Origin of the sequence: Streptomyces bugieae (assembly GCF_036352915.1) — a bacterium.
Classification (GTDB): Bacteria; Actinomycetota; Actinomycetes; order Streptomycetales; family Streptomycetaceae; genus Streptomyces; species Streptomyces endophytica.
The window spans coordinates 1-26,405 of record NZ_JAZBJP010000040.1; the positions used below are offsets into that span (position 1 = coordinate 1).

General features: G+C 71.5%; 20 protein-coding genes, 1 pseudogene and 1 riboswitch. Of the genes and pseudogenes, 11 read left to right on the forward strand and 10 right to left on the reverse strand.

The window, feature by feature from the left end:
* Positions 1 to 484, forward strand: a pseudogene (locus V2J85_RS35105) (IS701 family transposase); the annotation flags it as partial.
* A 513-nt stretch (positions 485 to 997) separates the two neighbouring features.
* Here the strand turns inward: V2J85_RS35105 and V2J85_RS35110 are convergent.
* On the reverse strand, positions 998 to 1,453 hold the full coding sequence (locus V2J85_RS35110; protein ID WP_261955767.1) for a hypothetical protein: 456 nt from the start codon (positions 1,451 to 1,453) through the stop codon (positions 998 to 1,000).
* 96 nt (positions 1,454 to 1,549) lie between these two features.
* Here V2J85_RS35110 and V2J85_RS35115 point away from each other — a divergent pair, with 96 nt between their 5' ends.
* Together V2J85_RS35115 and V2J85_RS35120 are read left to right on the forward strand one after the other, a co-directional pair.
* Positions 1,550 to 2,542, forward strand: a complete 993-nt coding sequence (locus V2J85_RS35115; RefSeq protein ID WP_261955768.1) for a diacylglycerol/lipid kinase family protein — start codon at positions 1,550 to 1,552, stop codon at positions 2,540 to 2,542.
* Positions 2,543 to 2,861: 319 nt separating this feature from the next.
* The gene (locus V2J85_RS35120) at positions 2,862 to 3,119 is read left to right on the forward strand and encodes a WhiB family transcriptional regulator (protein WP_003983230.1); all 258 of its coding nucleotides are present in this window, start codon (positions 2,862 to 2,864) and stop codon (positions 3,117 to 3,119) included.
* A 250-nt stretch (positions 3,120 to 3,369) separates the two neighbouring features.
* Here the strand turns inward: V2J85_RS35120 and V2J85_RS35125 are convergent, their stop codons facing one another.
* Positions 3,370 to 4,842: a sensor histidine kinase gene (locus V2J85_RS35125; RefSeq protein WP_330823824.1), complete on the reverse strand. Its 1,473-nt coding sequence runs from the start codon at positions 4,840 to 4,842 to the stop codon at positions 3,370 to 3,372.
* Positions 4,843 to 5,330: 488 nt separating this feature from the next.
* On the opposite strand from V2J85_RS35125, the gene V2J85_RS35130 reads away from it, so the two are divergent.
* Both V2J85_RS35130 and nagB read left to right on the forward strand, forming a co-directional pair.
* On the forward strand, positions 5,331 to 6,104 hold the full coding sequence (locus V2J85_RS35130; RefSeq protein WP_261955769.1) for an SDR family oxidoreductase: 774 nt from the start codon (positions 5,331 to 5,333) through the stop codon (positions 6,102 to 6,104).
* 142 nt (positions 6,105 to 6,246) lie between these two features.
* A complete protein-coding gene (gene nagB / locus V2J85_RS35135; protein WP_261955770.1) occupies positions 6,247 to 7,029 on the forward strand; it encodes a glucosamine-6-phosphate deaminase in 783 nt (260 codons plus the stop codon).
* A 140-nt stretch (positions 7,030 to 7,169) separates the two neighbouring features.
* On the opposite strand, the gene V2J85_RS35140 is transcribed toward nagB, so the two are convergent.
* The 4 genes from V2J85_RS35140 to V2J85_RS35155 all read right to left on the reverse strand — a co-directional run bounded on the left by V2J85_RS35140 (position 7,170) and on the right by V2J85_RS35155 (position 12,012).
* On the reverse strand, positions 7,170 to 8,705 hold the full coding sequence (locus V2J85_RS35140; protein WP_261955771.1) for a glycoside hydrolase family 3 protein: 1,536 nt from the start codon (positions 8,703 to 8,705) through the stop codon (positions 7,170 to 7,172).
* Positions 8,706 to 8,713: 8 nt separating this feature from the next.
* Positions 8,714 to 9,553: a carbohydrate ABC transporter permease gene (locus tag V2J85_RS35145; protein WP_330823811.1), complete on the reverse strand. Its 840-nt coding sequence runs from the start codon at positions 9,551 to 9,553 to the stop codon at positions 8,714 to 8,716.
* Positions 9,550 to 10,635, reverse strand: a complete 1,086-nt coding sequence (locus V2J85_RS35150) for a carbohydrate ABC transporter permease (protein ID WP_330823812.1) — start codon at positions 10,633 to 10,635, stop codon at positions 9,550 to 9,552. The genes V2J85_RS35145 and V2J85_RS35150 overlap by 4 nt, the downstream gene beginning before the upstream one ends.
* 108 nt (positions 10,636 to 10,743) lie before the next feature.
* Complete coding sequence (locus V2J85_RS35155; RefSeq protein WP_261955774.1) at positions 10,744 to 12,012, reverse strand: extracellular solute-binding protein; 1,269 nt, start codon at positions 12,010 to 12,012, stop codon at positions 10,744 to 10,746.
* Between the two features lie 241 nt (positions 12,013 to 12,253).
* On the opposite strand from V2J85_RS35155, the gene V2J85_RS35160 reads away from it, so the two are divergent.
* From V2J85_RS35160 to V2J85_RS35185, 6 genes are all read left to right on the forward strand, one after another.
* Positions 12,254 to 13,012 (forward strand): GntR family transcriptional regulator, encoded by a 759-nt coding sequence (locus V2J85_RS35160; RefSeq protein WP_261957438.1) that lies wholly within the window; start codon positions 12,254 to 12,256, stop codon positions 13,010 to 13,012.
* A gap of 228 nt (positions 13,013 to 13,240) precedes the next feature.
* Positions 13,241 to 13,498, forward strand: coding sequence for a DUF3311 domain-containing protein (locus V2J85_RS35165; protein WP_261955775.1), 258 nt, complete (start codon positions 13,241 to 13,243; stop codon positions 13,496 to 13,498).
* A gap of 113 nt (positions 13,499 to 13,611) precedes the next feature.
* Positions 13,612 to 15,183, forward strand: a complete 1,572-nt coding sequence (gene mctP / locus V2J85_RS35170; protein WP_330823825.1) for a monocarboxylate uptake permease MctP — start codon at positions 13,612 to 13,614, stop codon at positions 15,181 to 15,183.
* Positions 15,184 to 15,431: 248 nt separating this feature from the next.
* Positions 15,432 to 15,530, forward strand: a riboswitch (cobalamin riboswitch).
* A gap of 182 nt (positions 15,531 to 15,712) precedes the next feature.
* Positions 15,713 to 18,112: a ribonucleoside-diphosphate reductase subunit alpha gene (locus V2J85_RS35175; protein ID WP_330823813.1), complete on the forward strand. Its 2,400-nt coding sequence runs from the start codon at positions 15,713 to 15,715 to the stop codon at positions 18,110 to 18,112.
* A complete protein-coding gene (locus tag V2J85_RS35180) occupies positions 18,112 to 19,134 on the forward strand; it encodes a ribonucleotide-diphosphate reductase subunit beta (RefSeq protein ID WP_261955777.1) in 1,023 nt (340 codons plus the stop codon). Before V2J85_RS35175 ends, V2J85_RS35180 begins: the two co-directional genes overlap by 1 nt.
* 110 nt (positions 19,135 to 19,244) lie before the next feature.
* Entirely contained in the window at positions 19,245 to 21,218 is a 1,974-nt protein-coding gene (locus V2J85_RS35185; RefSeq protein WP_261955778.1) for a transglycosylase domain-containing protein, read from the forward strand.
* A gap of 97 nt (positions 21,219 to 21,315) precedes the next feature.
* Here the strand turns inward: V2J85_RS35185 and def are convergent, their stop codons facing one another.
* The 4 genes from def to V2J85_RS35205 form a co-directional block, all read right to left on the reverse strand.
* Positions 21,316 to 21,945 (reverse strand): peptide deformylase, encoded by a 630-nt coding sequence (gene def, locus V2J85_RS35190; RefSeq protein WP_261955779.1) that lies wholly within the window; start codon positions 21,943 to 21,945, stop codon positions 21,316 to 21,318.
* Between the two features lie 66 nt (positions 21,946 to 22,011).
* The gene (locus V2J85_RS35195) at positions 22,012 to 22,998 is read right to left on the reverse strand and encodes a tetratricopeptide repeat protein (protein ID WP_261955780.1); all 987 of its coding nucleotides are present in this window, start codon (positions 22,996 to 22,998) and stop codon (positions 22,012 to 22,014) included.
* A 319-nt stretch (positions 22,999 to 23,317) separates the two neighbouring features.
* Complete coding sequence (locus V2J85_RS35200) at positions 23,318 to 24,688, reverse strand: HD-GYP domain-containing protein (RefSeq protein WP_261955781.1); 1,371 nt, start codon at positions 24,686 to 24,688, stop codon at positions 23,318 to 23,320.
* Complete coding sequence (locus V2J85_RS35205) at positions 24,685 to 26,163, reverse strand: HD-GYP domain-containing protein (RefSeq protein WP_330823814.1); 1,479 nt, start codon at positions 26,161 to 26,163, stop codon at positions 24,685 to 24,687. The genes V2J85_RS35200 and V2J85_RS35205 overlap by 4 nt, the downstream gene beginning before the upstream one ends.
* Between the last annotated feature and the right edge of the window lie 242 nt (positions 26,164 to 26,405).

The window sequence follows — 26,405 nt, forward strand, 5'->3', positions numbered from 1 at the left end:
TCTCGACGGCTGGGAGTACCGGGTCGACGAGCTGATCGCCACCCGCCCGAAGCAGGCCTGGAAACCGCTCTCGGCGGGAGCCGGCGCCCACGGCCAGCGGATCTATCACTGGGCCCGCGCCGCCCTCAGGCCCCACGCAAAGAACGGGTTCGGGCACTGGGTGCTGGCCCGCCGCAACATCAGCAACCCCGCCGACATCGCCTACTACGTCTGCTTCGGACCGGTCTCCTCGCGTCTGAAAGACCTGGTCAAGGTGGCCGGGGCCAGGTGGGCGGTGGAGGAGTGCTTCCAGAGTGCCAAGGGCGAGTGCGGCCTGGATCATTACCAGGTGCGGCACTACCGGGCCTGGTACCGGCACATCACCCTCGCCATGGCAGCCCTGGCGTACCTGACCGCCGTCCGCGCAACACAAGCCGCAAAAGGGGCAGCGGATGCGACGAACACGACCTCGTACCCCTCAGCGTCCCCGAAATCCGCCGCCTGATCGGGCACCTCGCCCGCACACCCCACTGCCACACCAACGAACACCGCCTGCACTGGTCACACTTCCGCAGACACAGCCAAGCCCGAGCCCGCCACAGCCACTACCAACGCCGAGGCCACAAACACCACATGCGGTTGCAGTACTAGGGAATCCGTTCGCCTCTCCCCTACGGGGCCTTTTCACACCCTGTGGCGCTACGTCCGCCCCCACCAACCGCTTCCCATCCCCCAACCGGGAGGGGACGGGCCGGAGGGGCCTTGTTCGTGGTCGTAAAGCGAAGCAGTCCACGAACAAGGCCCCGGAGGCCCGTCACCGCACCCAAAAACAACCCAGCCCGCCGCAGGCGCAACGGCGGGAACAACAGCGGCGGGAGAGACAGGTACGTGGGAGACGCCGCAAAGCGCGCAACCGCGAGCGAGCCCCGCGGCGCCGCAGACGGGTACGTACGGGGCACCGCAAAACACGCAACCGCGAGAACCCCCACGGCGGGACGGCCAAGTACGTGGGAAGCCCCTACTCCCGCGGACCGATCCCCAACGCCTCCGTAGCCGTCGGATTGACCAGCAGCACGAGGACGACCAGCGCGACCAGCGCCAGCACGACGCCGCCCGCGACCAGCGCACCGCCGCCGTGCACCAGCGTCCAGGCCACCGGCAGGGCGACGATCTGGGTGATCAGCGAGGGGCCCCGGCTCCAGCGGCGGCGCAGCCACAGTCCGCGCGCGGCGACCAGCGGCAGCACGGCCAGCGCGAGCACGGTCACCCCGCCCATCTCCGCCTGCTGCGGGCTGTCCGGCGAGCCCGTGAGCCCCATGATCAGCATGTACGCGCCGAGGGCGGCCAGGGCCAGGCCCTCGATCCCGGTGAGGGCCGCGGCGGCGCTCAGCCGGGCGGGCCGCGGACCGGCCGGTGCGGGCGCGGCGGGGGCGCCGGCGGCGCGCTTCACGGACTGCTTCTGCTGACTGCTCACCCCAGCAGGGTAGCGCCGACGGCCCCCGCGTCCCGGAACGCCCTGGACGCGGACGGGGCGTGAGCCCGGTACCGGCAGGTAGGTACGCTGCTGCACATGCGCGCTCTCCTCGTGGTCAATCCCGCTGCTACCACCACCAGTGCGCGCACCCGCGAGGTCCTCACCCACGCCCTCGCCAGCGACCTGAAGCTGGAGGTCGCCGAGACCCGGTACCGCGGGCACGCCCGGGATCTGGCCCGGCAGGCCACCGAGGGCGGGGAGACCGAGCTGGTCGTGGCGCTGGGCGGGGACGGCACGGTCAACGAGGTCGTCAACGGTCTGCTGGCGAACGGCCCCGATCCCGAGTCGCACCCCCGGCTGGCCGTGGTCCCCGGCGGCTCCACCAATGTCTTCGCCCGCGCCCTCGGGCTGCCCAACGACGTCGTGGAGGCCACCGGCGCCCTCCTGGACGCGCTGCGCGACGGCAGTGAGCGCACCATCGGCCTGGGTCTCGCCGCGGGCACCCCGGGCACGGAGGACGAGGGCGTACCGGAGCGCTGGTTCACCTTCTGCGCGGGCTTCGGTTTCGACGCCGGGGTCGTCGGCCGGGTCGAGCAGCAGCGGGAACGCGGCAAGCGTTCGACGCATGCCCTGTACATGCGACAGGTCGTACGGCAGTTCCTGGGGGAGGCGAACCGCCGGCAGGGGGTCATCACCCTCGAACGCCCGGGCGGCGAGGACGGCGCGGAGGGGACGGCGGAGATCGTCGAGAACCTCGCGCTGGCCATAATCTGCAACACCGCTCCGTGGTCCTACCTGGGCAACCGCCCGATCTATCCGTCCCCGGACGCCTCGTTCGACACGGCCCTCGATCTGTTCGCACTGAGCAAGCTGTCGCCCTCGGCGGTGGCCCGTTATGCCACGCAGCTGCTCACGTCAACCCCCGAGCGGGGCCCCCATGGCAAGCACGCGCTCTCACTTCACGACCTCACGAACTTCACCTTGCATTCGCAGGTGCCGCTGCCCTTCCAGATGGACGGCGACCACCTGGGCCTGCGCACGAGTGTGACGTTCACAGGCGTTCGCCGTGCACTGCGTGTGATTGTGTGAGCAGTAGGGCCCAAAGTCCTTTCACTCGAACGTTTAGGCTGGTTCCCACCCCCTGGAATGACGGCTGTGACCGAGGCGACACCAAGGAATCAAAAAAAAGTTTCCGGAAGGGGTTGTATCCGCAGCCGAGGTTTGCGAGTCTCTTCATGGCGATCGGGACGGCCGCTTTACCGGCCCCCTTGAGAGCCCGAATCCTCCTCCTCATTCCCAGGACCGCACCAGTTCACAACTGGAGTTCGGCCCTTCCCTTGCGGGGGGATTCGTGAAAGCGTTCACATTCACAAGCAACGATCCCGTCACACGAGGAGATGGAGCAGCCATGGACTGGCGTCACCGCGCCGTTTGCCGCGAGGAAGACCCCGAGCTCTTCTTCCCTATCGGCAACACCGGTCCTGCGCTGCTGCAGATCGAGGAAGCCAAGGCCGTCTGCCGCCGCTGCCCCGTCATGGAGCAGTGCCTGCAGTGGGCGCTTGAGTCCGGCCAGGACTCCGGCGTCTGGGGTGGTCTGAGCGAGGACGAGCGCCGCGCGATGAAGCGCCGTGCAGCTCGCAACCGGGCGCGCAACGCCAGCGCCTGAGCCAGCCGCCCCGTGGCCCCCGAGCCGCAGCGCGCAGTACCCCCGATGCACACACGGCGCTGAGAAGCCCGGTCGTTATCGCATCGCAATAGCTTTGAGCCCCGGACCGATTGGTCCGGGGCTTGTTGCTGTTTCCGGCCTTGTTGCTGTTTGCGGGGCTTGTTTGCTGTTACCGGGGAGCGGTGGCCGACCCGGGCCGGCCACCTCGACCCGGCCGGCGGGACTCCCCCTCCCGGGCCCCCGGTCCCGGCTAGTGCTGCTTCTCCGGACGTACCGGGATGTCGAGGAGGACCCGGGTGCCGCGCTCGGGCGCCCGCACCATGTCGAAGGTGCCGCCCAACTCCCCCTCCACCAGGGTCCGTACGATCTGCAGCCCCAGGTTCCCTGCACGCTGCGGGTCGAAGTCCTCGGGCAGGCCGCGGCCGTTGTCCTGGACGGTGACGATCAGCCGGGGGTCGGTACGGCTGCCGCCGCGCACCGCGCCCACCTCGACGATGCCGTGCTCGGCCTGGTCGAAGGCGTGCTCCAGGGCGTTCTGCAGGATTTCGGTGAGGACCATCGACAGGGGGGTGGCCACCTCGGCGTCGAGGATGCCGAAGCGCCCGGTGCGGCGGGTGGTCACCTTGCCCGGGGAGATCTCCGCGACCATGGCCAGCACCCGGTCGGCGATCTCGTCGAACTGGACCCGTTCGTCCAGGTTCTGGGACAGCGTCTCGTGCACGATCGCGATCGAACCGACCCTGCGCACGGCCTCGTTGAGCGCCTCGCGGCCCTGCTCGGAATCCATCCGGCGGGACTGCAGGCGTAGCAGCGCGGCCACTGTCTGCAAATTGTTCTTCACCCGGTGGTGGATTTCCCGGATGGTGGCGTCCTTGGTGATCAGTTCCCGTTCGCGGCGGCGCAGTTCGGTGACGTCCCGCAGCAGCACCAGGGAACCGATATGCGCGCCCTTCGGTTTGAGCGGAATGGCGCGCAATTGAATCACCCCGTCATTGCCCTCGACCTCGAATTCCCGGGGCGCCCAGCCGCTGGCGAGCTTGACCAGTGCCTCGTCCACCGGGCCGCGGGCCGGGGCCAGTTCGGCGGTGGCCTGGCCGAGGTGGTGGCCCACGAGGTCCGCGGCGAGACCGAGCCGGTGGTAGGCGGAGAGCGCGTTGGGGCTGGCGTACTGGACGACGCCGTCCGCGTCGAGCCGGATCAGCCCGTCGCCGGCGCGCGGCGAGGCGTCCATGTCGACCTGCTGGCCGGGGAAGGGAAACGTTCCGGCAGCGATCATCTGGGCGAGGTCGGAGGCGCTCTGGAGGTAGGTGAGCTCCAGCCGGCTGGGGGTGCGTACGGTCAGCAGGTTGGTGTTCCGGGCGATCACGCCGAGCACCCGGCCCTCGCGGCGTACCGGGATGGACTCGACCCGGACCGGAACTTCCTCTCGCCACTCCGGGTCGCCCTCGCGTACGATGCGGCCCTCGTCCAAAGCGGAATCCAGCATCGGCCGGCGTCCCCGGGGCACCAGGTGGCCGACCATGTCGTCCTGGTAGGAGGTGGGGCCGGTGTTGGGACGCATCTGGGCGACCGAGACGTAACGGGTACCGTCGAGCGTCGGGACCCAGAGGACGAGATCGGCGAAGGACAGGTCGGAGAGCAGCTGCCACTCCGAGACCAGCATGTGGAGCCACTCGAGGTCGGAGTCGCTCAGAGCGGTGTGCTGTCGTACGAGATCGTTCATGGAGGGCACGTCTTGGAGCCTACCGGCGTACGGTATGAGTGTTGTCCCCGCAAGGGCATGGACAAGTGAGAATGGTCTAGTCCAGAATTCAGCAAAGACCTCCGCTCTCCCCGCACAGGAGGGCGGAACGAGGCCAGAAGCGCTCTCTGCCCTGACTGCGCGGAGGCCTCCGATCGACCGGTCCCAGGGCGGGACGGCGACCCCACCGCACACGGGGGAGCCCACCGTCCGCACGGCGGGGCCGGCCGATGTCAGCTCCGGGCTGCGGTGCCGATGACAGGTTGAGGGTCCTGTCCCGGCGCCGCGGCCCGCGGGTGTTTCCGGGGCCGGTGGCGGCCCGGCTCGAAGATCCACGTTTCCGTACGGCACGGCTCGGGTTGCGTGCTACCTTCGTTCTGGACCGAGCGATACAAAACATCGCCCGGCAGACGGAGCGGTGCGCCCGCGCGGGCGGGGGCGCCGGACACGGATGGGGAGGGGCACGTTCCATGGGTGCGCTCAGCGGCAGGACGGCACTGGTCACCGGCGGCGGCAGGGGGATCGGCCGGGCGATCTCGGAACGCCTGGGGCGGGACGGCGCCCGGGTGGCCGTCCACTACGGCCACGACGAGGCGGCGGCGAAGGAGACGGTCGCGGCGATCGAGGCGGCGGGCGGCACGGCCTTCACCGTCCGGGCCGAACTGGGCGTGCCGGGCGACGCCGAGGCGCTGTGGGCCGCGTTCGACGAGCAGGCCGCCGGGCTGGACGTCCTGGTCAACAACGCCGGGATCAACAAGGCGGTGGACGGGACGCTCAAGGGGATCGGCGCGCTCACCGAGGAGGACTTCGACCGGCTCTTCGCGGTCAACGCCAAGGCGCCGTTCTTCCTGGTGCAGCGGGGGCTGTCCCGGCTGCGCGACGGCGGGCGGATCGTCAATGTCTCCACCGGCCTGACCCGCGGCGCCGCGAAGCCGGAGCTGATCGCGTACGCCATGTCCAAGGGGGCGGTCGACGTCTTCACCTCGACCCTCGCCAAGGACCTGGGGCCACGGGGCATCACGGTCAACGCGGTGGCGCCCGGGGCGGTGGACACCGACATGAACGCCGGCTGGCTGCGGGGCGAGGGCAGCGCCGCGGCCCGGGAGCGGCTGCGCGGGCTGTCGCCGCTGGGCCGGGTCGCGGGCGGCGCGGAGATCGCCGACATCGTGGCCTTCCTGGCCTCGGACGACAGCCGGTGGGTGACCGGGCAGTGGATCGACGCGACGGGCGGCGGGCTGCTCTGACGCCGCCTCACCCGCTCGTCACCGCACCGACGGAAAGCCGCCGTCCGCCGTTTCGCGCCGCCACCCGGTCCGGGCGCCCACCCTCTGATAGATTGGTCTATACCACCTCTCCACAGACCTTCTCCAGAACGGCAGGCCAAGCGTGGAAGTTGTCATCGTTCCGGACGCCACGGCAGGCGGCGCGCTGATCGCGGAGGCCATCGCCACCCTGGTGCGGCGCAAGCCCGATGCGCTGCTGGGGGTGGCCACCGGCTCGACCCCGCTGCCCATCTACCAGGCGCTGGCGGCGAAGGTGCGGGCCGGCGAGGTGGACGCCTCGCGGACCCGGATCTGCCAGCTCGACGAGTACGTCGGACTGCCGGCCGGGCACCCCGAGTCCTACCGCTCGGTGGTACTGCGCGAGGTGGTCGAGCCGCTCGGTCTGGACGAGGGCGCGTTCCTGGGGCCGGACGGCACGGCCGAGGACGTGCCGGCCGCCTGTGCGGCGTACGACCGGGCGCTGGGCGAGGCCGGCGGGGTGGACCTCCAGCTGCTGGGCATCGGCACCGACGGGCACATCGGCTTCAACGAGCCCTGCTCCTCGCTGGCGTCGCGGACCCGCATCAAGACGCTGACCCGGCAGACCCGGGAGGACAACGCCCGGTTCTTCGACAGCCTCGACGAGGTCCCGCACCACGTCATCACCCAGGGCATCGGCACGATCCTGGAGGCCCGGCACCTGGTGCTGCTGGCCACCGGTGAGGGCAAGGCGGACGCGGTGGCGCATGCGGTGGAGGGCCCGGTGGCCGCGCTGGTCCCGGCCTCCGCGCTCCAGTTGCACCCGCACGCCACGGTCGTCGTCGACGAGGCCGCGGCCGGCAAGCTGAAGCTCGCCGACTACTTCCGCGCCACGTACGCGGCGAAGCCGGAGTGGCAGGGCCTCTGATCCGCCCGGCGGGCCCGCGCCCACCGATGACCCGGCCGGGGCGTTCCTGCGGGAGCGCCCCGGCCGGTTTCGTCCCTCGGCGGGTCCGGGTCTCAGCCGGTCCGTATCCCAGTCGGTCCGTATCCCAGTCGGTCCGGGTCTCAGCGGTGCCCGGTGAGGACCTCGGCCGCGGCCTGGCCGCAGACCCGGGCGGCGCCGTGGGTGGCGAGGTGGAGGGCGCCCCGGGGCGGCGCCTGGGGGACGCCCATTTCGACGACGGCGGAGTCGGGACGGGCCGCCAGCAGGGCGGCCAGCGCGTCGGCCATCCAGGGATGGCGGTGGACGTCGCGGACGACGGCCACGATCCGGCGGCCGGCGGCCGCGGTGAGCAGGCCCTCGACCAGGGCCGGGGTGCCGGCCGCGGCGGCGTCCGCGGTGTAGGTGCCGGTGCCGGTGCCCGGCAGCAGGCGGGCCAGTTCGGCGGCGACACCCCACGGCGTCTCGTCGCCGACCGCGATGTTGGCGAGCGGGGTGAAGGCCGCGACGTACGCGGCGGCGGTCAGCGGTGCGTAGGGCCGCCCACCGGCGGTGCGGCGCAGGGCGCGCCGGGCGGCGGTGAGGCCGATGCCCGGTGCGGGCGCGGCCCCCTCCCCCGCGCCCGCGTCCCGGGTCCAGCGCGCCAGGGCGCGCACCCGTGCCGCGGCGTCGGCCAGCCGCTCCGCCGGCAGTTCGCCGTCGCGCACGGCCGCCACCAGGGCGTCGCGCAGCCGCAGCACGGTGTCCTCGTCGGCCAGTCCGCCGCCCACGCAGATCGCGTCCGCGCCGGCCGCGAGGGCGAGCACGCTGCCGCGTTCGATGCCGTAGGTGGCGGAGATGGCCTGCATCTCCATGCCGTCGGTGACGATCAGGCCGTCGAAGCCGAGACCGCCCTCGGCGGCGGGGGCGCGCAGCAGGCCGTGCAGGGCGGCCGGGCTGAGCGTGGCGGGGCGTTCGCCGTCCAGGGCGGGCAGCAGGATGTGCGCGCTCATCACGGCGCGGGTGCCGGCCGCGATCGCGGCGTGGAACGGGACGAGTTCGCGTTCCCGGAGGGTGGGCAGGTCGGCGGCGATCCGCGGCAGGTCCAGGTGGGAGTCGACGGCGGTGTCGCCGTGGCCGGGGAAGTGCTTGGTGCAGGCGGCCACGCCGGCGGACTGCAGGCCCTCGACGTAGGCGGCGGTGTGCCGGGCGACCAGCTGCGGGTCGGCGCCGAAGGAGCGGACGCCGATGACCGGGTTGTCCGGGTTGGAGTTGACGTCGGCGGACGGTGCCCAGTTGAGGGTGATGCCGCACTCGGCCAGCCGGCGGCCGAGTTCCCGGGCGACCGCGCGGGTCAGTGCCGGGTCGTCGACGGCGCCGAGCGCATGGTTGCCGGGGAAGGAGGAGCCGCCGCGCACTTCGAGGCGGGTGACGTCGCCGCCCTCCTCGTCGACGGCGACCAGGACGTCCTCGCGTTCCCGGCGCAACCGGCCGGTCAGGGCGGCCAGTTGGTCGGGATCCTCGACGTTGCGGCCGAACAGGCCGACCGAGGCGAGGCCCTCGTCGAGCCGGCGCAGCAGCCAGTCGGGGGCGGTGGTGCCGGTGAAGCCGGGCTGGAGGACGGCGAGCGCGTCGCGGGTGAGGGTGTCGGTGGGGCGTACCGGGCGGACGAGTGGTGGCATGGCGTGCGTTATCCCTTCACTGCGCCGGAGGTGAGACCGCCGACCGCCTTGCGTTGCAGGAACAGGAAGAGGACGAGGATCGGGACGGCGAAGAGGGAGGCGGCGGCCATCGTGGCGCCCCAGTCGTCGCCGAACTGGCTCTGGAACTGCGAGAGCCACAGCGGCAGGGTGCCCGCGGCCGGCTCCTTGTTGAGGACCAGCACCAGCGGGAATTCGTTCCAGGCGGTGATGAAGCCGAAGAGGGAGGTGGCCATCAGGCCGGGCGCCAGCAGCGGGAAGACGACCTTGCGGAACGCCTGCCGCCGGGAGCAGCCGTCGACCATCGCGGACTCCTCCAGTTCCCTGGGCACCGCGGCGACGTAGCCGCGCAGCGTCAGCAGGGTGAAGGGCAGCACCATCAGCGTGTAGAAGCAGGTGAGCGGTACCAGGCTGTTGAGCAGGTCGGCGTCCCGGACGATCAGGTAGATGGAGATCACCATGACCTCCCAGGGCGCCATCTGGGCGACCATGAAGGTCAGCAGGATGCCCCGGCGGCCCTTGAAGCGCATCCGGGTGAGGGCGAACGCCCCGCAGAGCGCGATGACCAGGGACAGCCCGACGGCCAGGAGGGTCACGACGACCGAGTTGCCGGCCAGGGCCCAGAAATGGGGGGCGTGCACGGCCGCCGCGAAGTGCTCGACGGTGCCGTGGAAGGGGAACCACACCGGGTCCTCGGTGATGATGTCCCGGGTCGGTTTGAAGGCCGTGCCGAACATCCAGTAGACGGGGAAGACGAAGCCGAGGGCGAGCAGGGCCGCCGTGGCGTTGGGCCAGATGCGGCCGGCTGTCGAAAGGGCCGTGCGCTTCACAGCTCGTTCTCCTCTTGCCGTTCCTGCTTGAGCGTCAGGCGCAGGTAGTACGCGGTCAGTACGAGCAGCACGGCGATGGTCAGCAGGGAGATCGCGGCGCCCATGCCGAAGTGGAGGTTGCCGACGCCCTCGGTGAAGGCGTAGATCGGCAGGGTTTCGGTGAGCCGGTCCGGGCCGCCCTGGTTGATCGCGAAGATCTGCGGGAACGCCTTGAAGACCCAGATGATCTCCAGGAACGTGGTGGCCAGGAAGAACGGCTTGAGGAAGGGGAAGGTGACGGAGGTGAAGACCTTCCAGGTGCCGGCCCCGTCCATCCGGGCGGCTTCGTAGAGCTCCCGGGGGATGGTCGTGGTGGCGGCATAGAGGTTGAGGGCCACGAACGGCAGGGACTGCCAGACGATCAGCACGGTGATCACGAAGAAGGTCGACAGCTGGGTGCCGACCCAGTCGTAGTGGGCCATGGCGTGCCAGCCGAGCTTGTCGAGCATCCAGTTGACGACGCCGTAGCGGGAGTCGAAGAGCCACTGGAAGACGGTGGTGGCGGCGACCACCGGCATCGCCCAGGCCAGGACCAGCGCGAGCGACAGCGTCAGCCGCATCTTCTTGCCGAGCCGGGCCAGCAGCAGTCCGATCAGTACGCCCAGGACCATGATCAGGACGACGTTGACCGCGGTGAAGACGACGGTCCGGCCGGTGACCCGCCAGAACTGCTCGCTGCCCAGGACCTCCTGGTAGTTGCCGATCCCGCGCCAGTCGGTGAGGTGCTGGATCAGCTCCTTCATGTTGAGGTTCTGGAAGGAGAGCAGGAGGTTGCGGACCAGCGGCCAGCCGAGGAAGAGGGCGGTCGCGAGCAGGGCGGGCAGCAGGAGGAGATACGGGGTGCGGCGGGCGGGAGACGGGGGCGTGCGGCGGGCGGGAGACGGGGGCGTGCGGCGGGCGGGAGACCGAGGCGTGCGGCGGGTGGGAGGCCGAGGGGTGCGGCGGGCGGTCCGTCTGCCGCCGGTGCCGTGGTCGGGCGGGGCTGCCCCCTTGCCGGTGCGCGGCGCGTTCTTCTCCCCCGCGGCGTCGAGCTGCGCTGCCATGGGCCCCTGCTCCCCCTTGTTGTCGCCGTGTTGCCGTGAAGGCCGGTGTGCACCGGCTGACGCGCGTACGGGGCCGGGGACGGCCGGCCCCGTACGCAGCCGGTGTGGTTACTGCTTGGCGAGCCGCGTGTTGATCTCGGACTCGATGTCCTTGGCGGCGTCGGCCGGGGACTTACCGTTCAGGACGGCCGTCATGTAGTTCTTGATGGGATTCGGGACGTTCTCCACGGCGGCCCACTGCGGAATGAGCGGAGTGGTGCCGCCGGACTTCTGTGCCGCGGGGGCGGCGGCCGCGGCGGCCGGATTCTCCTTGGCGGCGCCGGCCAGGTCGGGCGACTTCGGGGTCCAGCCGACCTCCTTGACCATCTGCCCGTCGTTCTCCTTGGAGAGGGCGACCTTCAGGAATTCCTTGGCGAGTTCCTGGTTCTTGCCCATTCCGGCCACCGCGAAGTTGGAGCCGCCGAGGAACACTCCCTCGGGCTTGTCCGCGGTCTCACCGGGAATGGTGAAGAATCCGATGTCCTGCTTGATGTCCGGGTTGGTCTTGACCGCGGTGGCGGCCTCGTAGCCCATGGCGATGACGGCACCGGTCCTGCCCTTGGCGAAGACCTCGGCCTGCTGCGGGGTGGCCTCGTCCTTGTTCTTCGGGGCGGTGCTGAAGGACTGGTACTGCTTGTAGATGTCCATGGCCTTGGAGACCTTGGGGTCGCCGAGGTTGGAGACCCACTTGCCGCCCTGCTTCTTCACCAGGTCGGCGCCGGTGCCGATGGTCAGCCCGTCGAAGAAGTACCAGTTCTGGCCGGGCAGGTAGAGCGGTTCGGCGTCGGTCTTCTTCTTGATGGTGTCGAAGTCCTTGAAGAGCTCGGAGCGGGTCTTCGGAATGCCCTTGATACCGGCCTTCGCCCAGATCTTCTTGTTGTACATCACCACGCGGTTCCCGGCGTACCAGGGCAGTGCGTACTGCTTTCCGTCCACGATCGACGCCTTGTTGAACGCGTCGTTCCAGTCGGCGCCGATCTCCTTCTTGAGGTCACCGAGGTCGGCCAGGGCGCCCGCCTTGGCGTAGGCGGCGGTCTGGGTGTTGCCGATCTCGACGACGTCCGGCGGGGTGTCCTCGGAAAGGGCGGTGCTCAGCTTCTGCTGAATGCCGTTCCACTGCTGGACCTTGAACTCGACGGTGGCGCCGGTCTTCTTCTTGAATTCCTCGGAGACCTGTTTGGTCCACTGCTCCGGGTTCGACCCGCTCATCACCCATACGGTCAGCTTCTGGCCCTTGAAGCCGTCCGCCCCCGTCTTCCCGCCGTCGCTGGACCCACAGGCAGCGACACTCACCAGCATTCCCGCGACCGCCGTCGCTGCTATGAGCCCACGCTTCATTGCGCTCTCCCCTAAAGGCCGGGTGTGGTCTTTAATGGTTTAGACCAGTTCCCGCAGCTTGGCCTAGACCTTTTGGGGTGTCAAGGGTGTATAAGAGTCGCTGTCAGGTCCGTTACCGGACCGACATCTGGCGGGCCGGGACCTGCGAGAGGGCGCGGGGAACCCTTCCGTGCCACGATGTGAGCCGCTACGTACGGAGGAGCCGGTGACGGCAGCAGGACAGGGGTCGGAGAGGCGGGTCATGGAGACCGAGGGCGGCAGCGCCGAGAGCGGCGGCGGCACGCGGACCGCGCGGGTGCCCAAGTACTACCGCCTCAAGCGGCACTTGCTGGAGATCACCGAAACCCTGCCGCCCGGCACCCCGGTCCCGCCCGAGCGCACCCTCGCCGCGGAGTTCGACACCTCGCGGACCACCGTCCGCCAGGCGCTCCAGGAACTGGTCGTCGAGGGCCGGCTGGAACGCATCCAGGGCAAGGGCACGTTCGTCGCCAAGCCCAAGGTTTCCCAGGCCCTGCAACTGACCTCCTACACGGAGGACATGCGCGCCCAGGGGCTGGAACCGACCTCCCAGCTGCTGGACATCGGCTATGTCACGGCCGACGACCGGCTGGCCGGGCTGCTGGACATCGCGCCCGGCGGGCGGGTGCTGCGCATCGAACGGCTGCGGCTGGCCAGTGGCGAGCCGATGGCGATCGAGACCACCCACCTGTCGGCCAAGCGCTTCCCCGCGCTCCGCCGCAACCTGGTCAAGTACACCTCGCTGTACACCGCGCTGGCCGAGGTCTACGACGTCCGGCCGGCCGAGGCCGAGGAGACCATCGAGACCTCGCTCGCCACCCCGCGCGAGGCCGGACTGCTGGGCACCGACGTCGGCCTGCCGATGCTGATGCTCTCCCGCCACTCCCTCGACGCCCAGGGGCAGCCGGTGGAGTGGGTGCGCTCGGTCTACCGCGGGGACCGCTACAAGTTCGTCGCCAGGCTGCAGCGCCCCACGGACTGAGCAACTCCCCCCGGACCGAGCCCGCCTTACGGGCTGAACACCCCTTACGGACCGGGTACTCCCCGCGGGCCGAACGGCGCCGGCGGGCGGTGAACTCCCGCCGCCCGACGCCGTTCCTCCGCGCGGAGTTTCCATACCGATATGCGGACACCTAGTGACGCGCGCCACGGCCCTGCCATAGATTTCCAGCCGATTGCACAGGAGACAGTCAGGGACGGAGCCACGCTGATGCCAGAGCCAGCCGAATCACCGACCAGAAGACAGGTCGTCACCCCGACGCGCATAGTGGCCGGACTGTGCCTGCTGGCTCCGTTCGTCTCGATGCTGTGGGTGAGTTCGTACGCCAGGATCGAGCCGACGCTGATCGGGATCCCGTTCTTCTACTGGTACCAGATGCTGTGGGTGCTGATCTCGACGGTGCTGACCACCGTCGCGTACAAGCTCGTCCGGCGTGAGCAGCGCCTCGCCAAGGACGGTGGCCGGTGAGCGCCCTCGCGACCGCGGCCCCGGCGACCGTCCGGCTGGCCGCCTCCCAGACCCACGGCGTCAACGGCGTGGCCCTCGCCGTCTTCGTCTTCTTCTTCCTGGCCGTGACGGTCATGGGCTTCCTGGCCGCCCGCTGGCGCAAGGCCGAGCAGTCCGCCAACCTGGACGAATGGGGCCTGGGCGGCCGCAGCTTCGGCACCTGGATCACGTGGTTCCTGCTCGGCGGTGACCTCTACACCGCGTACACCTTCGTGGCCGTCCCGGCGGCGGTCTACGCGGCGGGCGCCTCCGGCTTCTTCGCCGTGCCGTACACGATCCTGGTCTACCCGTTCATCTTCCTCTTCCTGCCCCGCCTCTGGTCGGTCTCGCACAAGCACGGCTACGTCACCACCTCCGACTTCGTCCGCGGCCGCTTCGGCTCCAAGGGCCTGTCGCTGGCGGTGGCGCTCACCGGCATCCTCGCCACGATGCCGTACATCGCGCTCCAACTGGTGGGCATCCAGGCGGTGCTGGACGTCATGGGCGTCGGCGGCGGCGAGCACACCAACTGGTTCGTCAAGGACCTCCCGCTGCTGATCGCCTTCGCGGTCCTGGCGGCCTACACCTACTCCTCCGGCCTGCGCGCGCCCGCCCTGATCGCATTCGTCAAGGACGGCCTGATCTACCTCGTCATCGGCGTGGCGATCATCTACATCCCGATCAAACTGGGCGGCTTCGACGCCATCTTCCACGCGGCGGGCAAGGCGCTCGCGCAGCCCGGCGCCGTCCCCGGCAAACCGCGCGGCGAACTGACCAGCGGCCCCAACGCCCAGTGGGCGTACGCCACTTTGGCGCTCGGTTCGGCCCTGGCGCTGTTCATGTACCCGCACTCGATCACCGCGACGCTGTCCTCCCGCAGCCGCAACGTGATCCGCCGCAACACCACGATCCTGCCGGTCTACTCGCTGATGCTGGGCCTGCTGGCGCTGCTCGGCTTCATGGCGATCAAGGCCGGTACGGACATCCAGGGCAACCCGCAACTCGCCATCCCCCAGCTGTTCGAGGACATGTTCCCCAGTTGGTTCACCGGCGTCGCGTTCGCCGCGATCGGCATCGGCGCCCTCGTCCCGGCGGCCATCATGTCCATCGCGGCCGCCAACCTCTTCACCCGGAACGTCTACAAGGACTTCCTCAAGCAGGACGCCACGCCCGAGCAGGAGCACAAGGTCGCCAAGCTGGTCTCCCTGCTGGTCAAGGTCGGTGCCCTGGTCTTCGTCCTCACCATGGACAAGACGGTCGCGATCAACTTCCAGCTGCTGGGCGGGATCTGGATCCTGCAGACCATGCCGTCCCTGGTCGGCGGCCTGTTCACCCGCTGGTTCCACCGCTGGGCGCTGCTGACCGGCTGGGCGGTCGGCATGCTCTACGGCACGCTCGCGGCGTACGGCGTGGCCAGCCCCACCCAGAAGCACTTCGGCGGCTCCAGCGCGGAGATCCCCGGCATCGGTGAGATCGGCTACATCGGCCTGACCGCGATCGTCCTGAACATCGTCGTCGCGGTCGTCCTCACCGTCGCCCTGCGGGCCCTCAAGGCCCCCGACGGCACGGACGAGACGAGCCCGGCGGACTACACCGCCGACGCGGGCGAGGAGGGCGTCCTGACCGACCTCCCGCCGGCCACGGCGGGGGCTCCGGCGGGGCACTGAGCCACCGCGTCCGACGCCACGGGCCGCCGCCTCCCCCGGGAGGCGGCGGCCCTTTTCGTACACCCGGTCGGTGCCATGGAGCCTCCCCCTTCTGCCATCGGGCAGGGCAGGGAACGTGCGACCGACGATCGCCAAGGCCACTGACAGGCACCGTCCGATCACTCGTTGATCACTCGCGACACACTAGATGTGGGGGTGCACCCGAGGGGGCACCCCCACATGTATGCTCGTCCTCGCTGTCGCCGCAGGGGAACCCGGTGGGAATCCGGGACTGTCCCGCAACGGTGTACGCGCGCACCCGCCCGCACTTGTTGACGGGCCGCCGTGCGCCCGGAAGTCCGAGGACCTGCCGACGGCACGCCCGCACCGCCATCGGTGCGGACGTCGATACGTCCGGGCCCCGAGGGATGGGCCGGTGGACGCCGCGCGGTGTGCCCGCGCACCCCTGAGGTGACGGGGTGCCGCATGCCCGCGTGCGCCCGTCGCGCCCCGCCCCTCCCGGCCCCCGCCGAGTGAGGGAGAGCATCACGTGACCATCGCGCCAACGGAACCCGCGTCAGCCGCCGAGGTCGTGCCGCCCGCGGTGGCCGCGCCGGCCGCCTCCGACGGCCCGGGCGTCGCCCTGCTGCGCACCCTCACCGACCTGACCGCGGACCTGACCGCGACCGACCCCGGCAAGGTGGCCGCCGCCGCCCTGCGCGGCCGGCACGCGGGTTCCGACGAGGCCGAGTTGCGCGCGCTGGCCACCGAGGCCGCGGCCGGCCTGATCGGTGACGAGCCGGAGTACTCCAAGCTCGCCGCGCGGCTGCTCACCCTCGCGATCTCGGAGGAGGCGGCCGAACAGGGGGCGGTCGCCTTCTCCGGCTCCATCGAGGTCGGGCACCGCGAGGGCCTGATCGCCGACGAGACCGCGGAGTTCGTCCGGGCGCACGCGGCGCGGCTGGACGCGCTGGTCGAGCGGGCGCTCGCGGACGGCGCCGACGACCGGTTCGGCTACTTCGGCCTGCGCACCCTGCACTCCCGCTACCTGCTGCGGCACCCCACCACCCGTCAGGTGATCGAGACGCCCCAGCACTTCCTGCTGCGGGTGGCCTGCGGCCTCGCCGAAGACCACAGCGAGCGGGCCCTGGACGAGGTCGCCGAGCTGTACCGCCTCACCAGCTCGCTGTCGTACCTCCCCTCCTCCCCCACCCTCTTCAACTCCGGCACCCGCCACCCCCAGATGTCGTCCTGCTACCTGCTGGACTCCCCGCTGGACGAGCTGGACTCGATCTACGACCGCTACCACCAGGTCGCCCGGCTCTCCAAGCACGCCGGCGGCATCGGGCTGTCGTACTCCCGGATCCGGGCCCGCGGTTCGCTGATCCGCGGCACCAACGGGCACTCCAACGGCATCGTGCCGTTCCTGCGCACGCTCGACGCCTCGGTCGCGGCGGTGAACCAGGGCGGCCGGCGCAAGGGCGCGGCCTGCGTCTACCTGGAGACCTGGCACGCGGACATCGAGGAGTTCCTGGAGCTCCGCGACAACACCGGCGAAGAGGCCCGCCGGACGCACAACCTGAACATCGCGCACTGGATCCCGGACGAGTTCATGCGCCGCGTGGAGGCGGACACCGACTGGTCGCTGTTCTCGCCCTCCGACGTCCCCGAGCTGGTGGACCTGTGGGGCGAGGAGTTCGACGCCGCGTACCGCAAGGCCGAGGCCGAGGGCCGGGCGCTCAAGCAGATCCCCGCCCGGGTGCTGTACTCCCGCATGATGCGCACCCTGGCGCAGACCGGCAACGGCTGGATGACGTTCAAGGACGCCGCCAACCGCACCGCCAACCAGACCGCCGAGCCCGGCAAGGTCGTGCACTCCTCCAACCTGTGCACGGAGATCCTGGAGGTGACCGACGACGGCGAGACCGCGGTCTGCAACCTCGGGTCGGTCAACCTCGCCGCCCACCTCGGTGACCACGGTGAGATGGACTGGGAGCGGCTGGACGCCACGGTCCGTACGGCCGTCACCTTCCTCGACCGCGTCGTGGACATCAACTTCTACCCGACCGAGCAGGCCGGCGCCTCCAACTCCCGCTGGCGCCCGGTCGGTCTGGGCCTGATGGGCCTGCAGGACGTCTTCTTCCGGCTGCGGCTGGCCTTCGACTCCCCCGAGGCCAAGGAGCTGTCCACCCGGATCTCCGAGCGGATCATGCTCGCCGCCTACGAGGCGTCCGCCGACCTCGCCGAACGGCACGGCCCGCACCCGGCCTGGTCCGCGACCCGTACCGCCCGCGGTGTGCTGCACCCCGACCACTACCCGGACGCCGAGCCGCGCTGGGCGGACCGCTGGGCCGCGCTGCGCGCCCGGATCGCGAAGACCGGGATGCGCAACTCCCTCCTCCTCGCGATCGCGCCGACCGCGACCATCGCCTCCATCGCCGGGGTGTACGAGTGCATCGAGCCGCAGGTGTCCAACCTCTTCAAGCGCGAGACGCTGAGCGGTGAGTTCCTGCAGGTCAACGCGTACCTGATCGAGGAGCTCAAGGCCCTGGGCCTGTGGGACGCGCGGACCCGGGACGCGCTGCGCGAGGCGAACGGCTCGGTGCAGGACGTGGCGTGGATCCCCGAGCGGATCCGCGCGCTCTACCGCACGGCCTGGGAGATCCCGCAGCGGGCCCTGATCGACATGGCCGCGGCCCGTACGCCGTACCTCGACCAGAGCCAGTCGCTGAACCTCTTCATGGCGTCGCCGACCATCGGCAAGCTCAGCTCGATGTACGCGTACGCCTGGAAGCGCGGCATCAAGACCACGTACTACCTGCGGTCGCGCCCGGCGACCCGGATCGCGCAGTCGGCGCGCGCCTCCGTCCCCGTACCGCAGCAGGCCGCCGACCCCGAGGCGGTCGCCTGCTCCCTTGAGAACCCCGAGTCCTGCGAGGCCTGCCAGTAATGTCCACCGACGCCAACATGAACAAGAACCTGCTCGACCCGGGCTTCGAACTCACCCTGCGTCCCATGCGGTACCCGGAGTTCTACGACCGGTACCGCGACGCGATCAAGAACACCTGGACCGTGGAGGAGGTCGACCTCCACTCCGACGTGGCCGACCTCGCCAAGCTCTCCCCGGGCGAGCAGCACATGATCGGCCGGCTGGTCGCGTTCTTCGCGACCGGTGACTCGATCGTCGCCAACAACCTGGTCCTGACGCTGTACAAGCACATCAACTCCCCCGAGGCGCGGCTGTATCTGAGCCGTCAGCTCTTCGAGGAGGCGGTGCACGTCCAGTTCTATCTGACGCTGCTGGACACCTATCTGCCCGACCCGGAGGACCGCGCCGCCGCCTTCGCCGCGGTGGAGAACATCCCGTCCATCCGGGAGAAGGCCCAGTTCTGCTTCAAGTGGATGGACTCGGTCGAGAGCATCGACCGGCTGGAGTCCAAGGCCGACCGCCGCCGCTTCCTCCTCAACCTCATCTGCTTCGCGGCCTGCATCGAGGGCCTGTTCTTCTACGGCGCGTTCGCCTACGTCTACTGGTTCCGTTCGCGCGGGCTGCTGCACGGCCTGGCCACCGGCACCAACTGGGTCTTCCGCGACGAGTCCATGCACATGGAGTTCGCGTTCTCGGTGGTGGACACGGTCCGCGAGGAGGAGCCCGACCTCTTCGACGACAAGCTGGAGCTGCAGGTCACCGAGATGCTCAAGGAGGCCGTCGAGGCCGAGCTGCAGTTCGGCCGTGACCTGTGCGGCGACGGCCTGCCGGGGATGAACACCGAGTCGATGCGCGCGTACCTGCAGTGCGTCGCGGACCAGCGTCTGCAGCGGCTCGGCTTCGCGCCCGTGTACGGCTCGGAGAACCCGTTCTCCTTCATGGAGCTGCAGAACGTCCAGGAGCTGACCAACTTCTTCGAGCGCCGGGCCTCCGCCTACCAGGTCGCCGTCGAGGGCTCGGTCTCCTTCGACGACGACTTCTAGGCCGGCGCCCGACGTCCGTGCCGGCGGCGCCCGTTCACCCCGGTCACCTGCGATTGTGAGCGTTCTGTTACCTCGGCAACCTGAGCCGGGGCCGCCACATCTATCCGGGTATGAAGGGCACGAAGGGGCGTCGCCGGTTCATCGACTATCCGCGCCGGGGACGGGAGGGGCTGCGCCGATGGCTGCCGTCATGGCGGCTGTGGCTCGGCACCCTCTCGTTCGGCATCCTCTCCCTGGCGGGGCTGTTCGCGTTCGTGTACGCGAAGATCGACATACCGGACGAGAACGAGCTCGCCGGTAAGGAGGCCACCGTCTACTACTGGGCGGACGGCAGCCAGATGGTGAGCGTGGGCGCCGTCAACCGGCAGAACGTCACCCTCGACAAGGTCCCCGACTCGGTCGAGAACGCGGTGATCTCCGCGGAGAACGCCACGTTCTACAGCGACCCCGGGATCTCCCTCCAGGGAATCGGCCGGGCCGTGGTGAACATGGTGTCCGGTGAGGAGACCCAGGGCGGCTCCACCATCACCCAGCAGTACGTGAAGAACACCTATCTCTCACAGGACCAGACGGTCACCCGCAAGCTGAGGGAATTCATCATCGCGCTGAAGGTGAGCAACCAGAAGTCCAAGCGCGAAATCCTCCGCGGATATCTCAACACCAGCTGGTTCGGCCGTGGTTCGTACGGCATCCAGGCCGCCGCCCACGCGTATTACGGCATCGACGCCAAGAACCTCAGCCCCAGCCAGGGCGCCCTGCTCGCGGCCACGCTGAAGGGCGCCGACCAGTACGACCCGGGTCTGAGCAAGGCCAATCACCGGCGGGCGGTGGCGCGTTGGCGGTGGATCCTCGACCGGCAGGTCGCCACCGGAAAGATGAGCGAGGAGGAACGGGCGAAATACCGCACGTTCCCCGAGCCCCGGCCGCCGTCCAAGCCCACCAGCCAGGCCGGCCAGATCGGCTATCTCGTCGATATCGCCAACAAATTCATCAAGGCCGACACCGGGCTCACCGACAAGGACCTGGCCCGCGGCGGCTACCGCGTCCACACCACCTTCGACAAGAACCGCACCCGCCGCCTGGAGGCGGCCGTGAACACCGTCCGCCGGGAGAACCTCGACCCGAAGGAGCGGACCGCCGACACCTTCGTGGAATTCGGGGCGGCCTCGGTGCGCCCCCGCGACGGCGCGATCGTCGCCCTCTACGGCGGTGCCGACGCCACCCGGCACTTCAGCAACAACGCGGACACCACGGCGGTCCCGGCCGGCTCGGCCTTCAAACCGTTCGTGCTCGCCGCCGCCCTCCAGCAGCAGGTCGACGCCACCCCGCAGCCCACCGACCGCCCCGAGGGGGCCGGCCGGGCCGTCCCGGTGGACTATCGACCGGGCCAGGCCGCTGCGGACCTCGGCAGCGCCCTGATGAAGGCCGAGAACCCGCCGTTCGTCCAGGCCGGGCAGCGGATCGGGCTGGCCCGCATCCGGGACCTCGCGGTGGCCGCCGGGCTGCGCAAGGAGAGCATGGCGCGCCTGGAGCAGACCTTCCCGCTCGGCACCTCGGCGCCCAGCGCGATACGGATGGCGAGCGCCTACACCACGTTCGCCAACGGCGGGCTGCACGCCGATCCCTACGCGGTGTCCGCCATGACGCACGACGGCCGCAGGGTCCCCGGCTTCGAACGGACGGTGCCCCAGCAGGTCCTCGACGCCGGGGTCGCCCAGCAGGTGACCGGCGCCCTGCAGGGCGTGGGCTGGCGCACGATGGGCCTGCCGGACGCAAAGCCGGCCGGGCCGCCGGTGGCGGCCGGCCGTACCGAGCCGGGTGACCGGATGAAGTCGGCGTGGTTCATCGGCAGCCCGCCGCCCGCCCCGGTCGGCACCGGACCCGGCACCGGCGGGAACTGGGGCGGGGTCCGCCCCGGCACCACGCCGGGCACCGGTGACGAGCCGACCACCGCCGTCACCATGTTCCGCAACCAGCCCGGCGCGCCCGACCTGCTGGGCCTGCAGGGCGTCGGCGGCCCCCGCACCGGGCTGGGGACGTCCCTGCCGCCGAAGGTCTGGAGCGCCTACCAGAACGCCTCGTAACCGGCCGCGGACGGCCCGCCGGGCGGCCTCGTGGACGCGGGCGGGCGCCCGCCCCCACCGGGGACGGGCGCCCGCGCGCCGGTCGTCTCGCGTCCGCTCAGTCGTTGGCGACCACGGGGTAGCGCGGCTCGCGCTCGGCCATCTGCCGCAGCGCGTCCTTGCGGTCCCGCTTGGAGAGCCGGTCGATGTAGAGGTAGCCGTAGAGGTGGTCGGTCTCGTGCTGCAGGCAGCGCGCGAAGTAGCCGGTGCCCTGCACGGCGATCGGCTCACCCTTGGCGTTCTGGCCGCGGACCACGGCGTAGTCGGGGCGGGCCAGCTCGGCGTACGCACCGGGCACGGACAGGCAGCCCTCGTTGGAGTCGTCCAGCACCCGGCGCTCGGCGGGCAGGTCGTCCAGGACGGGGTTGCAGACCGCGCCGACGTGCCGGACGCCCTCGTCGTCCAGGCAGTCGTAGACGAAGACCTTCAGGTCCACACCGATCTGGTTGGCGGCCAGGCCCACGCCCTCGGCGGTGCGCTGGCTGGCGAACATGTCGTCGATCAGCTGGGCCAGGCTGTCGTCGAACTCCGTGACGTCCTTGCACTCCTTGTGGAGCACCGGGTTGCCGACCACGGTGATCGGGCGGGAGGTGCCGCGCTCCCGGTGGGCGGTCTCGCGCTCCTCGCAGTCCTCCGTGTCGACGATGAACTCGACGCTGTCCTGCTGATCACTGTCCTGCTGGGCCATCTCCGCCGTACGCCTTCCTCAAAACCCTGATGGGACGTCGTACAGCCTACGGGGACGGCCCGGCGCTCAGCAGACCTCTTCCAGATCACGCCATTCGCGGGTGTCCGGGCTGTCCGCGACCCAGCCGTCGAGCAGCCCGCGGACCAGCGCGGACGGCGCCGCGATACCGCATTCGCGCTCCGGCACCCACAGCGAGCCCGAGCCCGCGGTGCGGTGGCCCAGCGGGCCGGGGTGGCCCGGTTCGCTGTGGTCGTGCGGGTCCAGGTGCTCGCCGTCGCCCTCGTCGCTGGGCATCCGGCTCTCCGAGCACGTACGGCACAGCAGGCGGACGGAGGACGACCAGTCCTCGGCGGCGAAGCCGGCGTCGGCCGCCAGCCGCTCCAGGGCGTCCCGGTCGGCCTCGGTGGCGGCCTCCAGGAGCACCACCCAGGTGGGGACCGGGGAGGGCGCCCACAGCTCGATCTCGTCGAAGACCGGGTACGCCTGCCCGTCGGACGTCGTCCGCTCGCCGTGCGGGACGCCGTCGTGCAGCACGACCTCGCCCCAGCGCCGCCCGGAGGACGGCAGCGGGATCGACAGCACCTCGATGCGGGCCGGGTCCAGCCGGCGGCCCCAGACCACCTCGGCCTCGCCCTCCGGGGAGAGCCGGACCGCGGCGCTGCCCAGGGCCATGCCGAGCGGTTCGCCGGACGGCGAGCCCTCACCGGGGACCTTCAGGCCGTACGCCTGCCAGGCCCGGCGGGCCAGCGGCCAGTCCTGGAGGGCGGTGGCGGCGATGCCGACGTTCCACCAGTCGGGCGCCCCGCTCTCGCGGTCGAGCAGCGCCACCGCGCGCAGCCCGGCGGCCCGGGCCTGCTCCCAGTCGTGCCGGAACTTGTGCAGCAGCGCGAGGTTGAACCAGGACTCCGACAGCCACGGCTCCATGTCCGCGGCCCGGGTCAGCAACGCCCCCGCGTCCTCGTAACGGCCGTCACCGATCAGCGTGAAAGCGCGGTCGGTCGCCTGCCGCCACGAGGCGGAGGGCCGGTGCCGTACCTTGCCGAAGATCCTCACGATTCCCGCCTGCTGGTTGCTCTCGTTGCCGCCAGGTGGTCTCCCGGGCGGCTCCCGGGGCCCTTCCGGGGGCCCACTCGACAACCTGCCACAGATTGCCGTCGGGCTCAGCCCGGTTTGCTGCTCCCCTGCGGCTGATGCCCTTCACCGACCCCCTGAATCCCCTGGGACTCTCCTCACAGGGGCTTCCTTCGCATCCAACCATGCCCGTCTCGGAGGCCGCTCATTACCCATGGGTTCTGGCACTTCGGGCGGAATTCCGCAAGCGGAGGGAACCATGGGGCGGCACGGGGGCCGGGCCGCCCCGATGCGGTCCTTCTCACACCTCCCGGCCGCCGCGGGCGAGGACCCGGGCGAGCGCCTCGACCACGCGGGGCTCGTGGTCGTGCGCGGTGGCCAGCCGCAGCCGCTCCAGGGCGCGCAGCCGGCCGCCCGGCCCGCCGGCGCCGCCCGCCAGGTCGTCGTAGGCGTTGACGGTCCGGACGATACGCGCGGTGACCGGCTGGTCCGGGTACGGGTCGGCCTGCCGCTCGACGATCGTCGCGACCTCGGCGGGCACCCCGGTCTGCCGGACGACGGCGCCGCCCAGCAGGGCGATCCGGCGCTGTTCGGCGGGCGGCAGCGGGGCGGTGGCACCGTCCGGCACCGGGTCCAGGAGGGAGAGCTGACCGATGTCGTGCATCAGCGCGGCGTACTCCAGCACGTCCAAGTCCGGTTCGGTCAGGCCCAGTTCGCGGCCCACCGCGCGGCTGAGCGCGGCCACCCGGCGGGCGTGGCCGTGCGGGGTGTACCCGGCGATCTCGGTGGCGCGGGCCAGCGAGGCGATGGTCTGGCGGTACGTCGCGCGCACCGCGGCGAACCGGCCGAAGGCGAGCTGGGTCAGCAGCAGCGGCAGACAGAACACCGGCAGCGCCCACAGGCCCACGACCGCGGTGGCGAGCGCGATCACCACGCCGGTGGCGCAGACGGCGGTGCCCATTCCGGGCAGCGCCCGCAACTCGTCGCGCAGCAGCGGCCCGTACGGCCAGCCGGTGCGGGCGTGCGCCAGGGTGGCGGCCAGCACCGCGTCACACAGCGTGGTCAACGCCAGCAGGCCGATCAGGAAGAACGGGTAGGCCGGCCCGTTCGCCACCCAGCTGCCCAAGGTGCCGGTGTTGTAGAGGGGTTGGAAGCAGGTGGCGGCGAATCCCGTGGTCAGCACCCGGCGGGCGAGCCGGTCCGGCGCGGTGCGCCGGCCGCGCGCGACCTGCGGGACGGCGCCGATCAGGGCGGCCGCCAGGACGACGGCCACGGTCTGCGGGACACCGTGCGTCGTCGGCCGGCCGCCCGCCTCGCCGAGCAGCGCGTACGCCAGCGCCCCGGCCGCGCCCAGCGGGGCCGCCGTGCGGTCGTCCGGCGCCCACCCCGGCCCGGTGGCGGGCGCGGGGCCGCAGGCGGCCAGCTCGCCGGCCGCGATCAGCACCCCGAAGGCCAGCGCGATCGCCGGCCGGTCGAGCCCGGCCCACAGGGTCTGTCCGAGGGACCAGCAGGCCAGCGCGGCGGCGGCGGTGTGGACGGCGGCGACGACGGCGCGGCCGCCGGGGTGGCGGGCGGCCGTCCGCGTGCCGTCCGGTACGGCGGTGGGCCGGCCGCCGGCCGCCGGGGGGCCGGTCCGCCGGGCATCCGGGGGTTCCGCACGGGCGCCGGTCATCGCGGACCACCGCCCCACCCGGCCGGCCCGGCGGCTCCGGGCACCGGCTCGGGCACCGCGCCGGCCGGCCGGTCACCGCGGCCTTCCGGGGCGGGGCCCGCCGCGCCCCGGGCGTCCCCGGCGCGGCCCTCCGCCCGCGAAGGCGTGACGTTTCCGCTCCGGGTCGCGCCCGGCCCGTCGTCGGCCGCGGTGACCAGGTCCGGGTCCCAGCCGTACCGGTGCAGCGCCGCCGCCAGCGCCCGCACCATCCGCGGGTCGAACTGCGTGCCGGCGCATTTGCGCAGCTCGGCGACGGCCGCCGGCACCGGCCGGGCCCGGCGGTAGGACCGGGTGGAGGTCATCGCGTCGAAGGCGTCCGCCACCGCCACCACCCTGGCGAACTCCGGGATCTGGTGGCCGCGCAGACCGTACGGGTAGCCGCGCCCGTCCAGCCGCTCGTGGTGGTGCAGGATCGCCGCCCGCGCCTCCCCCAGGAAGCCGATGCCGCGGACGATCTCGTGCCCGTACTCCGGGTGCAGCTCGATCACCCGGCGCTCCTCCGGGGTCAGCGGCCCGTCCTTGCGCAACAGCCGGGTGGGTACGCCGAGTTTGCCGACGTCGTGCAGGATGCCGGCGAACCGGAGCACCTCGGTCCGGTCCTCCGCCATGCCCAGCTCGCGGGCGATCATCACCGAGGCGCGGCCGACCCGTTCGCCGTGCCCGCGGGTGTAGCGGTCCTTGATGTCCACGGCCTGGACGAGTGCCCGGATGGTGGCCTGGTGGGCGGCGCGTTCGCGGTGGCAGCGGTCGAAGACCCAGCACGAGAGGCACATCGGCAGCAGCACCAGCAGCGCCGCCGGCGGCCCGTACGAGCTGCGCCACAGGACGGCCATCATCAGCCCGGCCAGGCCGTGCACGAGGTACCGGGCCTGGCCGCGGGCGAGCGGCCCGCGCCAGGCGGTGCGTACCGGGTGTCGTTCGGCGGCGATCAGGATGCCGCCGTCCAGCGCCGCGAGCACCGCGCAGTAGACGGCCGCGGCGGCCAGGGCCGGCAGCAGCAGGAGGGGGAACCGCGGGGCGGACAGCGCGGGGTGGCCCAGGGCCCGGAAGGCCGCGGCGGCCGCACCGCAGGCGAGGGCCTGCTCGGCGGCGTGCCAGATCCGGCGGGCGGTGGCCGCCCGGAACCGGACCGGGGCGAGCAGTGCCCCGGGGACGGCGGCCAGCGCGGCCAGCGGCGGCGGCAGCAGGAAGACGCCGGCGAGGACCAGGGGGCCGGTCCAGCCCGTACCGCCGACGGACCGCGTCCGTTCGGGCAGCCGGCGGCCCAGGAGCGGGCAGCGCGGGATCCGTTCGCACAGTGCGTACAGGGCGGCCAGGGCGAGGGCGGTGCCCCAGGGGGCGCCCGGGCCCAGCGTCAAGGCCCGAGCGGTGCACAGCGCGGCGGCCAGGGCCGTCCCGCCGATGTACCCCCGCGCGGCCGCCGGAAGCTCCCGCATCGCGCCCTCCTCACCCTGCCCGCCGGCTCCGCCCCGTTTCGGGGAGCGGGGACGGCCCTCGGCACGCCGCGTCCGCAGCGCGCTCGGGTCGGTGAGAATAGAGGGGTTGGCGCGCCCGGGAAGGCGCATCAGCGGATCGGGCGGGAGGAATCGCCCCGCCCCTCACTCATTGGGGTGATGTGCCGCGGTCTTCGCCCCGCACGGCCGCGGTCCGTGCAACGTGGCGGGGAGCCGGTGGGGCG